The 16,990-nt window shown below is 42.8% G+C and carries 9 protein-coding genes; 1 reads left to right on the plus strand and 8 read right to left on the minus strand.

Annotation, left to right across the window (positions count from 1 at the left end; all coding sequences use genetic code 11):
• Window positions 1–21: 21 nt before the first annotated feature.
• From FQ084_RS04280 to FQ084_RS04315, 8 genes are all read right to left on the minus strand, one after another.
• Window positions 22–2,502, minus strand: coding sequence for a site-specific recombinase (locus FQ084_RS04280; protein WP_149489363.1), 2,481 nt, complete (start codon window positions 2,500–2,502; stop codon window positions 22–24).
• A 406-nt stretch (window positions 2,503–2,908) separates the two neighbouring features.
• Window positions 2,909–4,693, minus strand: coding sequence for an acyl-CoA dehydrogenase C-terminal domain-containing protein (locus tag FQ084_RS04285; RefSeq protein WP_149489364.1), 1,785 nt, complete (start codon window positions 4,691–4,693; stop codon window positions 2,909–2,911).
• A gap of 298 nt (window positions 4,694–4,991) precedes the next feature.
• A complete protein-coding gene (locus FQ084_RS04290) occupies window positions 4,992–6,785 on the minus strand; it encodes an acyl-CoA dehydrogenase C-terminal domain-containing protein (protein WP_149489365.1) in 1,794 nt (597 codons plus the stop codon).
• A 345-nt stretch (window positions 6,786–7,130) separates the two neighbouring features.
• Entirely contained in the window at window positions 7,131–8,855 is a 1,725-nt protein-coding gene (locus FQ084_RS04295) for a sensor domain-containing phosphodiesterase (RefSeq protein ID WP_149489366.1), read from the minus strand.
• A 64-nt stretch (window positions 8,856–8,919) separates the two neighbouring features.
• The gene (locus FQ084_RS04300; protein ID WP_149489367.1) at window positions 8,920–9,783 is read right to left on the minus strand and encodes a 16S rRNA (uracil(1498)-N(3))-methyltransferase; all 864 of its coding nucleotides are present in this window, start codon (window positions 9,781–9,783) and stop codon (window positions 8,920–8,922) included.
• Window positions 9,784–10,037: 254 nt separating this feature from the next.
• Window positions 10,038–10,886, minus strand: coding sequence for a methylenetetrahydrofolate reductase (locus FQ084_RS04305; RefSeq protein ID WP_149489368.1), 849 nt, complete (start codon window positions 10,884–10,886; stop codon window positions 10,038–10,040).
• A gap of 13 nt (window positions 10,887–10,899) precedes the next feature.
• Window positions 10,900–12,324 (minus strand): adenosylhomocysteinase, encoded by a 1,425-nt coding sequence (gene ahcY / locus FQ084_RS04310; protein ID WP_149489369.1) that lies wholly within the window; start codon window positions 12,322–12,324, stop codon window positions 10,900–10,902.
• A 327-nt stretch (window positions 12,325–12,651) separates the two neighbouring features.
• Window positions 12,652–14,586, minus strand: coding sequence for a TonB-dependent receptor domain-containing protein (locus FQ084_RS04315; protein ID WP_149489370.1), 1,935 nt, complete (start codon window positions 14,584–14,586; stop codon window positions 12,652–12,654).
• A 420-nt stretch (window positions 14,587–15,006) separates the two neighbouring features.
• Here FQ084_RS04315 and FQ084_RS04320 point away from each other — a divergent pair, with 420 nt between their 5' ends.
• Window positions 15,007–16,986, plus strand: a complete 1,980-nt coding sequence (locus FQ084_RS04320; RefSeq protein ID WP_262880648.1) for a mechanosensitive ion channel family protein — start codon at window positions 15,007–15,009, stop codon at window positions 16,984–16,986.
• The last annotated feature ends 4 nt before the right edge of the window (window positions 16,987–16,990 follow it).

Here is a 16,990-nt window from a genome sequence, read left to right on the forward strand (position 1 = left end):
TAAGCCACCAAAACTGTCCCATTAGCTGGGTAGATTTGGTGGCTTTTTTGGTTTAGGCAGTGGCGTTTTGGCATCGCCAGTAGCTTTACTTTCAGGGTTGCTATCATCGTTCTGATGCTGAGTCGTTCCCTGACTGTCTTCATCAAATGCTGTATGCGCTTTATCATATTGAATATCCTGACTATAAGGGATGCTATTAAGCTCCTCATCTATAAGCCCATCGTCGAGGTCAATAATTTTTTTAGTGCTCATGTGATTGGTGGTGTTATGGGTTTCCCGACTTTTTAGGGCAGCGTCAGTGTCACCATTTGATATATTATTATCATAATCAATATCTGTGACCGTATGCTTGTCTTGCGTCTTTTTTTGCAAGGATTTTGGTAGTACTTTGACATCAGACAAGCGGCGTACAACATAATTATTGGGAAGTGGCTGATTGCTATTTTGTAGTGCCGTATCATCAAAAATCATCTGTCCTTGGCTATCAATACGCGCATACTTCATCGGTTTATCACGTGGCCAAATAAAGTCAGAAGGATGGGTCATTAAGTGGCTTAAAAGTTGCTTGGTAAGCCGACTCCAATCGACAAATTTCACCTCTTTTGAGCGTAATGCTACAAATAGCGCCAGTGAGAAGCTGACAATCAAGTTAACCATACCGATCAGTAAAACGCCAAAGACAGAAAGTAGCACAACTGGCCAATCTAGCTGGTTGGGCGATATATTATATAAACCATGTGCCAAATTTGCCGAGGCAAACGCAATGTGGCGAATATCAATCGGTAACCCAAATAAGAAGCCAATGGTTGCCGTACTGCCTAAGAACACCCCGAATAAAAAGTTACCCATAATGGCACCGAGGTTGGCTTCTATAAAGCCGCTTAAACGCTGTAACCAAGCTTTGGGTAATAAATATTGAAGGAGGCGGTGGCGCTGAATTCGAGCACCGATTTGGTTATAGACCGCCAAGTTGTCATAGTAGCCGGCGATAAGACCAGATAAAAATAAATATACGCCAGCGATTGCTGCATGAGGTAAGGCCAGTGAATGAAACGGGTCAAGATCATGTAATAAGTGCGCAGCCTTATCGGTATTAATCATCGGGGCGCCGGTATATTGTAGCCACGCAAAAGAGATGATAAGGGCAACGGGAATTGCCATCATAATATTACCCATAATCGCAACGAATTGAGTACGTAAAATATCGACCACCAACTCGGATAATTTATTCAGTTGGTGTGATTTCTTACCAGAGCTGTCTGAGATGGTAGAGGCGATGGCCGCCGCGGTCATGGCGGGCTGTTTGGTGGCGACTGTACCATGGACGATATGGATAAAAACAAAGCCCAAGCCATAAATCATGCTATTTACAAAGGCGCGGCCCATCGGTGCGAGGGCTAGGTGATACGCTAATATCTTAGTCGTCGCCATAAAAGCAATGATAAAACCACCGATAGACGCCTTTTTAAACATCTTCTGATAACCGGATTTATCGGTACTAATATAATGTTCACCGACGAGGCTGGCGTTTTCCGTGACTTTGCGCGACAGCAGCTTGGTATTATTATCAATCAAGTAGCCAATGCTATAACGGCGACTGGCTGTAGTAATCAGCGCTTGAATCAACTCGATGATCGCCTGATCGCGCTTATCGTAGTTGTCTGCTACCAGTTCAGTTAAGATGCGCATACGCTGCAAGCTTTGATCCAAGCGTAGCATCATGTTGGTTAGGCGAATAGAGATACCGGTTTTATAAATGCGCTTGCGTATGGTGGCAACGATATCTTCGCATTGCTCAATCATGACCAATAATGGTGCTGGATCTACGGCTTTTTCGGGAGTGATATCGGTTAAGGTATCAAGCTCATGTGCTTCTCGGTACTGATTCACGTACAAGACTGCTTCTTGATTTTGCGCCACAAATGCCGCTGAATAATTCAGCATTTGCGGATAAAATTCCATCAAATCTGGATGCAAGCCAATGCCGCTGATACGATACGATAAAATGATAATCGCGTTCAAAATACTGTTCTTTGCTGTCGCAACTAAGTTTAAATGCAGCTCATTCACTTTGAGTAGCCCGACCAGCTCATCCCATTTTTCTTTTTCGATATGGGCAAGCCACTGCTCATCAGAGCGTTTATCAAATAAATAGCCAACCAATTCTACGATGGAATCTTCTTGTGGTAACAGTGGTAAAAAACGATGGCCAATCAGACGGCGCAAGCTGATAAAGAAACCTTGGTCTGACATAATGCCAGTATCGGTATATAAGGCAATTTGGCGATATTCAATAATAAGTTTTAAGACGAAACTTGATAGCCCATCTCCATATTCTGGATGTTGACGTAAGATATCAATCAGCTCTTGAATGTTTTGATTGGCTAAAGCGGGCTCTTTATCACTCACTCGTAGCTCATCGATTAAGCGTTTGAGTACCGCAGGATCTGGCACATCACTTAAGGCAGTAATCTGTTGTAAAATGTGTTTTATCTCTGACACATCGTATCCCTTATGGTGGTTATTTCAATCATTGTTATTATTCAGTATGTGCAAGGATATGTTTGCTTCTAGTGATGGCTGTGGTTATCACTGTTGCGATATATGCCATCATTAATTTACAGTGCACTAATTTATCAATTTTAAGATATTTTTATTACGTTTAATGCGCTTGGTTTTGCGTTATTTTAATCGTAACCGCGCATCAGCGGTCAATTATTTTGTTAGCAGGCATTGTGGTGCAGATTGTGACGCTCATTATGTCGATTGTTGTGTCAGTTTTAGTTTTTATTATTGCTTTGATTGTTTTGCTTACTGGGACGATATTTTTGGCAAAAAAAGGGACAGTAGCTTAACTGTCCCTTTTATTTTAGTGCGGTAGGGCTTACTTTATTATAAAAGTAAAAAATTAGCTAGCAGGTACATCAAAGTAATTTAAATCAAAGTTCATCATTGGGTCACTACCTGCTTTAACCATCTGTGCATGAGCATCGATACGCGGCAAGATACGACCAACGAAATAATCGGCAAGCTTGGCTTTATTGGTGTAGAAATCACCTTCTTTACCATTAGCCGCTTCGACCATTAGCGCAAACATGTACGAATACGCTAGATAGCCAAAGGCATGCATATAGTCAACGGCACAACCATTGATTTCACTCTTACGCGCGCTAATATTGCTAAGGACAGTGGTGGTTAGCTCTTCGATGGTATCGGCCGCATCTAGCGTTGCTTGCTTGATACCATGATCCGCTTGCATATTATTGACAAAATCACGAATCTCACCTAAGAAATGGGTGACATATTTGCCGTTATTTTTCGCCACTTTACGACCTAGTAGGTCAAGCGCTTGAATACCATTGGTGCCTTCATAAATCTGTGCAATACGGGTATCACGGACGATTTGCTCCATACCCCATTCGCGGATATAGCCGTGACCGCCAAATACTTGCTGGCAATCAATAGTCGCTTCTAATGCTTTGTCGGTTAAGAAAGCTTTAGCAACTGGCGTCAGTAGGGCAACGCGCGCAGCAGCAGCTTGAGCGGCCTCTGGGTCAGTACTAAATTTCTCTTGATCCAGGTTTTTGGCCACATACATCGCAAAACAACGTGACGCTTCGGTGTTGGCTTTTGCATTTAACAGCATGCGGCGTACATCGGCATGGTGAATGATCGCATCTGCTGGTTTTTCTGGGCTTTGAATCTGCGTGTCGCTACGGCCTTGACCACGGTCATTGGCATATAGCGCTGCGTTTTGATAAGCAAGCTCAGAGCCACCAAGACCTTGTAGGCCCATAGTCACACGTTCATAGTTCATCATAATGAACATTGAAGACAGACCAGTATTTTCTGCACCGACCATCCAGCCTTTAGCATTGTCAAAGTTCATCACACAAGTAGCAGAGGCTTTGATACCCATTTTATGTTCGATAGAGCCAACGGCCAAGGTGTTGCGTTCGCCTAAGCTACCATCTTCATTAACCAAGAACTTTGGTACCACAAACAGTGAAATACCTTTTGAGCCTTCTGGTGCATTAGGCGTTTTTGCCAATACCAAATGAATGATATTGTCAGTAAGGTCATGCTCGCCGCCGGTGATAAAGATTTTGGTACCAGAAATATTATAGCTACCATCATCATTAGGAACCGCTTTGGTTTTAATGATACCTAAGTCAGTACCAGCATGCGGCTCTGTCAAACACATGGTACCAGCCCATTCGCCGTTGTACATTTTTTCTAGATAGGTTTGTTTTTGCTCTTCAGAAGCCGCTGCGTTTAGGCAAAGTGTCGCACCAACCGTTAGGTTTGGATATAGAGCAAATGATTGATTGGCAGTGAATACCATCTCTTCGGTCAACATAGTGACCATTTTGGGGAAACCTTGACCACCATATTCAGCATTACCGCTTAAGCCAACCCAGCCAGATTCTGCATACTGCTTATAAGCTTCTTTGAAGCCAGTAGGAGTAGTGACAACGCCATTACCCTCAAAGGTGGCGCCTTCTTCATCGCCGCTACGGTTAATAGGTAATAAAACGTTTTTTGACAGTTTTGCCATTTCTTCCAAAATCATATCGACCGTTTCCATGTCGACATGAGCGAGGTTTTCGTTGTTTTGCCAAAATTCATGAGCTTTAAAGACGTCAGTTAAAATAAAGCGCATGTCGTTAAGAGGGGCATTATAAACGGCCATAAACATTCCTTTGGTTCAAATGAATAAAAGTAAGTGAAGTGAAGATATCAAGTTGTTCTTTTGAGTATAGCTTAAGCATAGATAGCTAAAGTTTAGCAAATTAGTGTGTGAACAGGTGTATTTGTTCGTGAATTATGCGTACACCAAAAATAGTGATTATTTGGCACAGTTGCTGTTTTGGCAGCGTCATTCCCTGAATTCACATTAAGAAAATCGGCAACACACTTGGGCATGTTGCCGATAGGAACTGCATCTTAAAATCCATGCTATATTAGCGAAATTTGTAAAGTTTTATTTATTAAAACGCAAATTGATCCACGTTCATCGTCATATACGGCTCTACGCCAGTAGCAATGCGCTGTACATGAGTGGTGGTACGCGGTAACAGTTTAGCGTAGTAGAACTGTGCGGTTTTAATCTTAGCATCATAGAATGCTGGTTCACCTGTGCCATCGGCGATAGCAGTTTGAGCAACAAGTGCCATACGAGCCCATAAATAGGCTAGGGTGACATACCCACTGAAGTATAAGTAATCCACTGCCGCACCGCCAACCGCATCAGGGTTTTCAGTCGCTTGCATGCCGATACGTGCAGTTAAATCGCTCCATTCTTTAAGATGCTTGGCAAGTGGGCGGATAAACTGACCCATTTGATCATTGTCTTTATTTTCTTCGCAGAAGGTTTGAATGATTTTGATAAAGTTAGCAAGCAGCTTGCCTTGTGAGCCTAAGACTTTACGACCTAATAAATCAAGTGCTTGAATTTCAGTGGTACCTTCGTACAAGCAAGCGATACGCGTATCACGGACGTTTTGCTCCATACCCCATTCGCTGATAAAGCCGTGACCACCATAAACTTGCACGCCATGATTGGCCGCTTCTAAACCCGTTTCCGTCAAGAATGCTTTAGCAATCGGTGTCAATAGTGACAGCATTTGGTCAGCAAACTTCAGATCATCGCCTTCGCCTTTTGCCACCGTATCTGCAAAATGCGAGAGGTAATAAACCAAAGCACGACCGCCTTCTGCAAAGGCTTTTTCAGTCAATAGCATGTTACGAACTGCTGGATGCACGATGATAGGGTCAGCGACTTTTTCTGGCGCTTTCGCACCTGATAGTGAGCGCATCGCTAGACGGTCTTTAGCATAAGTTAATGAGCCTTGGAACGCGTATTCTGCAGCAGTTAAACCTTGAACCGCTGTACCGATACGGGCAACGTTCATAAAGGTAAACATACATTGTAAACCACGGTTTTCAGGACCAATCAGATAGCCTGTTGCGCCATCAAAGTTCATCACACATGTGGCTGATGCTTTGATACCCATTTTGTGTTCGATAGAACCACAAACAACCTTATTGTTTTCGCCTAGGCTGTTGTCTTCATTTACCATGACTTTAGGAACGATAAACAATGAAATGCCTTTGGTACCAGCAGGCGCGCCTGGTAGACGAGCCAAGACGATATGAATGATATTGTCAGTTAGGTCGTGCTCACCGGCTGAAATAAAGATTTTTTGACCGGTAATGCTATAGCTGCCATCTTCCTTTGGCTCAGCTTTAGTACGGATAATACCCAAGTCAGAACCGGCATGGGCTTCAGTTAAGCACATAGTTCCTGACCATTCACCGCTGACCATTTTTTCTAGGTAAGTTTGTTTCTGTTCATCAGTACCATGGTGTTCGATGGTTTGGATAGCGCCATGCGATAGGCCTGGGTACATAGAAAATGACCAGTTAGCCGTACCAACCATCTCATTGATGACTGTCGATAATGAAAACGGCATGTTTTGACCGCCGAATGCTTCTTCAGCAGACAACGCAGGGAAGCCAAGCTCACAATAAGCTTTATAGGCTTCTTTAAAGCCTTTTGGCGTGGTGACAGTCCCATTATCAAACTGACAGCCTTCAGCATCACCGCTTTGGTTCAATGGTGACAGCTCATTTTCAGCAAAGCTTGCAGCCATTTCAAAAAGGCTATCCATCAACTCGCGATCTGCTTCTTGGAATGCAGGCAAAGTTTTATAGTGATTTTCGCTGTCAAGTAACTCATGCATCACGAATTGGATATCACGTAGGGGCGCTTTATATTGCATAACTTCCTGTCCTTTTTTAGAGTGCGACCGGCAGTAAGGCGGCGACTATCATTGACTGTCATTATTGAAGTCTGAGTCGCTCGCGTATTACTGGGATGAAATCTGTCTGCATAACAGACAATGACACCGATCATATGAAATAGAGTGAGAAGAGTAAAAAGAATTATGACTGTATTCGTAAATTCTTGGTAAAAGATAGGCGTTCACTGGCAAATATACAAGTTTGGTGACAATACTGATAAGTCACCAACCTGTCTTGCATCCTATACATCATCGACCTTACAGGCTAAAATTATTAATAATAACTGTAGGAAAACTCAATCAATATGCTCTGATGAGACAGTGCTAAGAAGGGTTGTTTTTAGACAAATGTTGCTGCGTTAACATCTTGGTTGCTTCTTCAGCCGTCATAGGTTTACCAAACCAATAACCTTGACCATACTGACAGCCCATGCTGAGGAGTAAATCGCGTTGTTGTTTGTTTTCGATACCTTCGGCGATCACCTGCATATCAAGCGCTTGGGCCAAATCCAAAATCGCTTTGACAATCGCGCGCTGTGTACGGTCATCTGCGATTTTTGAGATAAAGCTTTTATCAATTTTAATAAAATCAAAAGGATATTCTTGTAAATAGCTTAACGAAGCATAACCCGTACCAAAGTCATCAAGAGCCAGACATATGCCGATTTCTTTTAGAAGATCAAGCTGCTTTTTGACATTGGGATGGCGCTGTATTAAAGAAGATTCTGTCACTTCAATGTGTAGTTGGTGGGCTGCAATGTTATGCTCTACTAACAAGTTACTGACCATATCAAAAAAATCAGGATGACTAAATTCAGTTGCATCTGCATTGATACAGATGTGTTGATGAAAGCCCAAACCTTGCCATACTGATAGCTGCTCGGCGATTTGCCCCGCCATTTGCGAAAATAGCTCAAGCGACAGTTTATGAGAAATAATTGCATCAATAAAATCGATGGGTTTTAGTAAGCCACGGGTAGGATGTTGCCAGCGCACTAGGGCTTCAAAACCCGTAATCATACCGGTATCTAAGGCAAATTTTGGTTGATAATAAGGTATAAACTGCCCTTCATTAGTGGCAGCTCTCAGCTCAGATTCTAACTGTATATTATGCGCATTTACTTCATTAATGGCTTTGTGATACCAACATACATCATCGCCACCATGCTGCTTGACATAATTTAAAGCTTTTTCCGCTTTGGTCAACAAGCCTATGAACTCTTTACCGTTTTCAGGGAAATAGCTCACCCCAACAGAAATATGGCAATAAACCTCGATGCCTTTTGCCGTGCTACCTTTTAAGAAGAAAGGGCGTTCGCACATTTGCATTAAGCTGTCTAACTGATGACGCACCATATTGGCATCATTGCATTCAAATAATAAGGCAAAGTCGTCACCGCCAAAATGAGAAAAACAGCGTAGATTGTCAAGCTCTAACTCTGTAATACGTAAGACAAAGTTTTCTACCAAAGTGTTGATACCATCCGGTCCCAATAGACTTGCAAGGTTGCGATAACGGTCAATATTCAAACGTACAATAACCACTTCTTGATAGCTGTCTAACAACAATTCACTGGTTTGACTTAAAAACACTTTGCGGTTGGGTAGTCCTGTAAGCTGGTCGTAATTAAGCAGGTGCACCACCTTTTTTTTGTTTTTAGCAAGCGTGGCCATATCACGAATGGTGCCGACGTAATAAGGGGTTTCTTCTAAATAAATTTTTCGATAGGTGATATGACAGTCAAGCATCTGTCCATAGCGGTTTGACATTGAAAAATCAATTTCACAAAATCCTGTACTGTCTAAACTGTTGATCAGATTTTTGAGCACTTCTTGCTCTTCTTCTGACAAAAACTCAGCAGCGTATATACCAAGCGGACGTCCAAGCAAAAATTTTTCAGTATAACCAAGCATCAGCTCATAGTTAGCATTGACGGATAAATAGCGTAATTTTTCGTCCAATATGAATATGGCGTCTTCAAATTGCTCACATAATTTGACCAATAATTGCTGTTTGTCTGATATTGGTATAGGCGTGAAAGCGGTCATAATGGGACTCATAACATCGAAATTAAATGATAAATAGGATTGGTAATAGCTAACGATGTGGCCACTACTGACTTAAAGCATGCAGGGTCGCCAAGGCAACCACGGGTGCCGTTTCGGTACGTAAGACCCTTAAGCCGATTTGCCAAGGTGCAAAACCAACATCCGCTGCTTGGGCACATTCATCAGCGCTGAGCCCACCTTCAGGTCCGATTAACAATTCTATGTAAGGAGAGGGCTGCTTTAAGACTGCTGGTAGCGCTTCAGGCATTGCTGGCTGTCCCGCTGCTGGCACACTAAGTTGCAGCCGCAAATCTGCTGGTTGCTGTAATACTTGATAATACGTATCTTGACTAAGCTCAGATACCATAGGGCTGACCGCCATTGCTATATCACTACTCGCTGTCTTATTTAACCAGTCATTAATAGAGACAGGCGCGACAATAAGCGGCGGGCGATTGAGTCCACATTGCTCACAGGCGGCAATTGCGACTTGCTGCCAATGTGCCAATTTTTTCTCCACTTGGGCAGGCTTTAGATTGACCTCACCATGATGACTGCTTAGCAACTGAATAGCGGTAACGCCAAGTTCAGTGGATTTTTGTATGGCATAATCCATTCGTTCGCCGCGACTCATCACCAGACCGATTTTAGTCAAGACAGCGGCACTTCGGTCAGCCTCTATGTGTGCCAATAATGTCACAGTGGCGTGTTTTTTGCTGATGGTGTTTAGCTGTACCTGGTATTCACCGCCAAAGCCGTCGAATAAAATACCCTTATCACCAATATTAGCACGTAATACCCGACACCAATGATGGACGATATTTTCAGTCAATTCGACGCTGGCACCGATAGGCAAGGTGCTAAGTTGAGGGTAGTTGGTTTCTGATGGGTTGTTATCATCGGTGATGGTATAAAAAAAACGTCGCACAGTCGCTTATTCCTGTAATTTAATAATATATTATTTTGAAACATATTAGCAGAATATTGTCGACATGGCTAAAGCATCATTATAGGCGCTTATGTCGTTTATATTTTCTAATGATTATAGTGTTGTACTCATCTGCTTACTTTGATGGTTAGCATGTTATAGCGCCAATCATTTAACATTTGATAAAAAAATTAGCAATAAAAAACTGGCGCTCCTAGGAACGCCAGTCATTAAGCCACATATTCGATAAAGGGTTAAGCCGTTAAGCCTAGCGCTTCGATCAAGCGCTTGTTGGGCTCAACCTTATTCATACTATAAAAATGCATGGCAGGTACGCCTTCGCTAATTAAACGCTCACACAAACGGTAGACCACATCAAAGCCAAATTCACGAATAGCGGTACGGTCATCGCCAAAATCAGCTAAGCGCTTACGCACGTAACGTGGAATATCAGCGCCACAGCTGTCGGCAAAGCGCACCAAATTGCTAGAGTTGGTAATCGGCATAATACCAGCAACCAAAGGCTGGGCCACGGTATCGATACCACGTTTTTCTAAGCTATCACGCAGATATAAATAGCTATCAGCATTATAGAAAAACTGCGTAATTGATGCGTTGGCGCCGGCTTGGTATTTATTGACCAAGTTTTCAACATCAAGCTCAAAGCTACGCGCTTGTGGATGCATTTCAGGATAGGCTGCGACCTCAATACGGAAGTGATCACCTGAATATTCGCGAATAAACTTAACCAAGTCTAACGCAAACGGCAGTTCCCCCATGCCCACTTGCCCCGATGGCAAGTCACCACGTAGCGCGACCAAGCGCTTGATGCCCAAACTCTTATAAAGATCGAGCAGTTCAGCAATTTCACTTTTATCATCGCCAATACAAGACATATGCGGCGCAATAGCAGTCTCACCGCGAGCGCACAAGGCTTGAACGATATCTAAAGTGCGACTACGGGTTGAACCGCCAGCACCATAGGTCACTGAAAAGTACGCAGGTGACAGCTTGTTCAGCTCATCATAAGTGCTGAGTAGCTTTTCGTGTCCTTGTTCGGTTTTGGCTGGGAAAAACTCAAAGGAGATAGCAGGCTTAGTCACAGTCTGGCTCCTTTTAGTATTTATAAGCGTCAGGCTTGAACGGACCTTCGACAGGCACACCCAAATACTCAGCTTGTTTTTCAGTCAACTTCGTTAAGGTACCGTTAAAGCCTGCAACCATCGCAGCAGCGACTTCTTCGTCTAGCTTCTTCGGTAAGACTTTAACGTATAAGTTGTCAGCGCGCTTATCTGCTGGCAAGTCAGCGAATTTTTCTTCAAACAGATACATTTGTGCCAATACTTGGTTGGCAAATGAGCCGTCCATCACGCGTGATGGGTGACCAGTGGCGTTACCTAAGTTTACTAAGCGACCTTCAGCAAGCAAAATCAGATAATCGTTTTCATCATCTGAGCGGAAAATTTGATGCACTTGTGGCTTAATCTCAACCCAGCGCCAATTATCACGCATAAACTGCGTGTCGATTTCGGTATCAAAGTGACCGATGTTACAAACGACCGCGCCAGGTTTTAAGGCAGCTAGCATGTGTCTATCACAAACATGATAGTTGCCGGTAGTCGTGACAATCATGTCAGTGTCTTCAAGTAGACGGGTATTGATGTTTTCTGCGCCGCCAGTGTTATCGCCATTAATGTACGGTGATAATACTTCAAAGCCATCCATACATGCCTGCATGGCACAGATAGGATCAACTTCTGAGACACGTACGATCATGCCTTCTTGGCGTAAGCTTTGCGTAGAGCCTTTACCCACATCACCATAGCCGATGACTAGGGCGCGGCGACCAGCAAGGAACATGTCAGTTGCACGTTTGATGGCGTCATTTAAGCTATGGCGGCAGCCGTATTTATTGTCATTTTTAGATTTGGTAACGGCGTCGTTAACGTTGATAGCTGGTACTTTAAGCGTACCTTTATTGAGCATTTCAACCAAACGATGCACGCCAGTGGTAGTCTCTTCTGAAATACCATGGATGTTATCAAGCAGCTCTGCATAATCATTATGAATCAAAGCGGTCAAATCGCCGCCGTCATCCAAGATTAAGTTGGCATCCCAAAGCTGACCTGATGCTTCACCGCCAACGTGAATTTGTTGACGCAAGCACCACTCATACTCTTCTTCTGTTTCGCCTTTCCAAGCATAAACAGAGATACCAGCAGCAGCAATCGCCGCCGCCGCGTGGTCTTGAGTTGAGAAGATATTACATGAGGTCCAGCGTACTTCAGCACCTAGCGCGACTAGTGTCTCGATAAGCACAGCAGTCTGGATGGTCATGTGAATACAGCCAGCGATTTTCGCGCCTTTAAGCGGCTGATCCGCTTCGTAGCGACGACGCAAACCCATGAGGGCAGGCATTTCGGCTTCAGCAAGGGTGATTTCACGGCGACCGTAATCAGCTAAGCTAATGTCGGCGACTTTATAGTCAGTGAAAGAGGGGTCGATCGTATGGGCAGATGGGGTGTTAGACACTGCGTCCATAATATGCTCCTATCAGTGGTTAAGGTATGATAAAAAGAATAAAAACGCAGGTGCCGTTATTTGCGCTGTCAATAATCAGTGAAATGATTATTCAACAGTTACCGAGCCTAACATGACGAATCAATCAGCGTAGCTTTGATTAAAATCTCAACGCAGCTGTCAATTCATATGGCGCAACACCTCTCGGAGGGTCATTATTGTAATAGATGGCGGTTAATTTGTCACCTATTGGCTGATATAAATAGTAAGTGGTTAAGTCATAAAAAAAGGCCATCGATTGATGACCTTGATTGTTAATACATAAGTTATAAGGGTTGCTAAATAAACTTAGAACCAATTATAGGTGAGTGAGGTAAAATAACTGGTACCTTCTGTAGCGTACTCATTACCGAATTGACTGGCAAGGGTATAATCCTCATCAGTAATATTATCTACTCGCAAGTTAGCGCGAAGCTTAGGCGTAATATAGGCGCTGCCACTCAAATTAAGCAATGTGTAGCTATCAAGCTTATTGTTTTCGGCCGTATATCTGTCATCAGTATGTTTGGCCTCAAGGCGAACATCGAACATTGGCTGCTGATAACCAATATAAACCATACCGCTATTTTTAGGACGATAAGCAAGTTGTTGATCATAGTTAGCACTATTTGATGTTTTGTCCTTCGCATCTAAGTAGTCATAACCCAAACCAAATATAAATGCATTCATATTCCAGTCTGAGGTTAAGCTTAATCCTTTGATTTTTGACTCACTGATGTTTGTACCATTAGAAATCAGGTCTTCTGCATTTGTGTGATAGCCCGTTAGTCGTGACGTTTGCATGTCATTGGCATATTCAATAAATATCTCAGTGTTTTCAGTTCTTTCAGGTTTTAAGTTTGGATTTTCATAGCCTGGGAAGTATAAGTCATTAAAGGTCGGTGCACGAAATCCAGTGGCATAGTTTGCACCGATCCGCATGCCAGCTAATGGGCGTATAGCTGCCCCCAGATTATAAGTGCTCTCATTACCATACTGTGAGTTGTCATCTACACGATAGTTGGCTTGCAGGTCATAATAAGACTCTGATAGTTGATAACCAACGAAAGCACTTTTAACGGTTCTATCGTCAGGATCATAAGCGGTTTGAACAGCAGGAGCAGGGAAGCCTGAAAAATCTAAAACATCTGACGCCTCTAGTTTTTGTGATAACCATTCTGCGCCAACGATCACTGTGCCAGGCTGGGCGTTAATGCTGGTCTCTAAGCGTGCCTGCTCTTGCGTAGTATCGAACTGACTGCCTTCTTGATAGTTAATAGAATTACCATCGTGAGAAGTGGATTTATCAACACTTTGACCGTAGCTAAGTTTGCTGACCGTTAAAGGTGTCTTATATTGAAGAAAGGCATTTGCACTGCCGTTTTTTTGATCTGAATAAGCATTAGGAAAAGCGTTTCCTGCCGAGTCAATATCAGTAGTAGAGTCAGAATACAGCGCACTGAGTCCGGCGCTTAGGGAATCTGAAAACTTATGCTGCAATGCCATACTAGCATTGGTGGATTTAAAACCATCATCGTCAGAGTTGTAATCATAAGACTCGGGGTTAGCAATCGCGTTAAAACCGTCTGTTTCATTGCGACTGACCCCTAAGCTCAATGAAGAGGTGTCATTTTTAAGCTGACCTGTTACGCCGACTTGATAATGATCATTACTGCCGTAACCAACGGTCGTAGATACATTGGATTGTTCTACGCTATTGCCCTTGGTAAAGATTTGGATGACCCCACCCATGGCATCAGAACCGTAGATACTAGAACCTGAAGCACCATATAAAATTTCGATGCGATCAATTTGATCCGCTGATAATAAATTCAGAGATGGGCTACCTAAAGAGATAGAACCATAGCGTATACCATCGATAAGCACCAATACCTGCTTGCTATCGAAGCCACGCATATAAAAATTACTGGCTGTACCCATGCCCCCACTTTGCGTGATATTGATGCCGGGCTGATTCTTCAGTATATCAGTGACGGTTTGACCCTGATAACGCTGTAAATCTTCTTTATCAATCACCCGAGTTTGGGCAATGACATTACTTGTTTTAGTTGGCGTACGTGTGGCTGTGACGACGATTTTATCAAGCTCAACTTGTGGCAGCTCGCTATCGTCAATAGCGCTACTGTCAGCAGTCGCGGCTGTAGCACTCATGGCAAAGACGCCTAAAGCACTTAAGATACACAAGCGAAGATAGGTGGTCGAAGATGAACGAGATAAAGCCATAGTTAATTCCGAATTGATCAAATAAAAAGGTTACAGAAGCGAAAGCCAAGACGCTAAAAGTTACAAAAACTCATAGGTATATTACATGCGCTTATTATCTATAAAAGTCCCTTACTTATAAACCATTTTAACCTAATGTTTATTCATCATAAGCTGAGCAGCTTTCATGATTAGGAGCTAATTATTCTCTTAAGTGGATTAACTTAAGAGAATAAGTTGTTTAAAAGGATGGATTACAGGGATGTGCATTTCTTGAATAACATAGATGCACTTGCAACGAGAGTTTGAAATAGGTTTGGCTAATATAGAGAGTGATAAAAACATATAATCAAAAGCATTGCCGTCATAAATAATTGCTATTATAGGGGCAAAATATATTTATTCTTCTGTTATGCCATTCATAGAGCTAAGAGGTTTGTTTTGTCTATTCAGCATTATCTGAGTGCTCGTACCGCGCCATCTCCATCCGTTTCATTTCCCAAAACGCTGCTTATGATGATGGCGTTTATGTTTGCGATGATATTAAGTTTACTCTTGCCGCATAGTGCGACTGCCGCCGAAGCCAGCATACTGGGTGTGGGTGGGCAAAGTGAAGAGACGACTAAAACTTCGATACCAGACTCATTTGGACGCGATACGCCACGCCATACTGTTCAAGGGTTTATCGGGGCGTTAGGTGAAAACGACTATCTGCTGGCAAGTAATTATTTAAATTTATCCAAATCTGATAATCCAACCACTATTGTGCGCCAGTTTAAGCAGGCGTTAGATGCTGGCGGGCGTTTTCAGCCTGACTTACAGATTAATAATACCCCTGAGGGCAACTTAACCGATCAGTTACCACCCAGCCAAGAAAGCGTGGGAGTGATTAATGTCGGTGATAAAAGCGTACCGCTGCTGCTTGAGAGGGTCGTGTCTAAGGAAGGGGAGCAGTATTGGCAGTTTTCGAGTGACACGCTTGATGCAGTACCAGAGGTGATAGAGAACTATGAGCCGACGTTGGTTTCTCGCTATACCATTGACTCATTAGAAGGGAAAAAGCTGTTTGGTTATCAGATGGCGGATGTATTTGCGGCGCTCACCATAATTATCAGTGGTTTCATACTGACTTATATTCTGGTTTGGCTGCTATATCATTTATTAAAATTGATTTATCCTCGCGTTCGTGGTGAGGCCTTACCCTTGCCCGATAATGTGATATTACCAATGGCAGTGGTTATTATGGCGTTAATACTGTCTGAAGTGATGGTTTATGCTGGTATCACAGTGACATTGCGTGAGCCGGTTAAACGCTTTTCTGATATTGCTTCTTGGGTGGCGACGACCTGGTTATTACTGCGCGTTATCGATTCAATATTTACTCGCGCGGTCAACTTAAGTTATAAAAGAAACTATACGGAACGAGTTTCAATTTTGGGGCTAATGCGTAAAGTAGTCAAAGCGCTGTTATTGATATTTGCCGTCATTGTCATCTTTGGTAATTTGGGTTTTGATTTGACCACAGGTATTGCAGCATTGGGGGTCGGTGGTTTGGCCTTGGCCCTCGGTGCGCAAAAGACGATTGAAAACTTGGTTGGTAGTGTGGTGGTGGTGGCAGATTCGCCTGTCCGTATCGGCGATTATTGTAAATTTGGTACCTATGAAGGCACCGTTGTCGATATTGGTATTCGTTCATCACGGGTGCGGACGCTGAACCGTACGATTGTCACTGTTCCTAATAGTGACTTCTCATCGATGCAAATCGAGAACTATACTTCACGTGATATGTTTCATTTTTTACATAACTTATATATCAAACGTAACGCTGATATTGATGTTGTCTTCAATATGGTCAAGAAATTAGATCAGTTTTTGGACGATCACGAGCTGACCAATCAAGAATGGAATCAGGCCAATATTTTGGAGTTGCGTCAAGACTGCTACGTTATTCAACTGCGCGCCTATATTAATGCTGTCAATTCGATAGAGTTTTATGGCAAGCAAGATAGTTTGTTGGTTGATGTTCTAACCCTTGTCAAAAAATACGATGTTGAGCACGCGCTACCGACGCAGCAATTGATTGTCAATCAAGCTGAGCTTGAGCCTAAAATGCAAAATGAGATTGATGATAATATTAATAGTACTGAGTCGGCAGAAGATAAATTAAGTACTGATGATAATGATGATAATGATGACAATGTTAGTAAGTATACTGATGGTGAGCCGAATGGGATTGATTTAAGCAAAGAGACGGACAGTGCTAAGGATGATAAAGCTGCTGTTATTAAAGCAAACGAAGCAGCCGAAAATGAAAGAATGAGTGCTGATAAAGCGCGTCAACGTAGAAAAAAGGCATTGGTAAAAAGTAAGTTTAAACGTGCCAAAAGAAAATTTGGTTTTTCTATTTGGAATCAGCCTTAGAGCG

The organism is Psychrobacter sp. ANT_WB68, from assembly GCF_008369115.1.
Taxonomy (GTDB): Bacteria; Pseudomonadota; Gammaproteobacteria; order Pseudomonadales; family Moraxellaceae; genus Psychrobacter.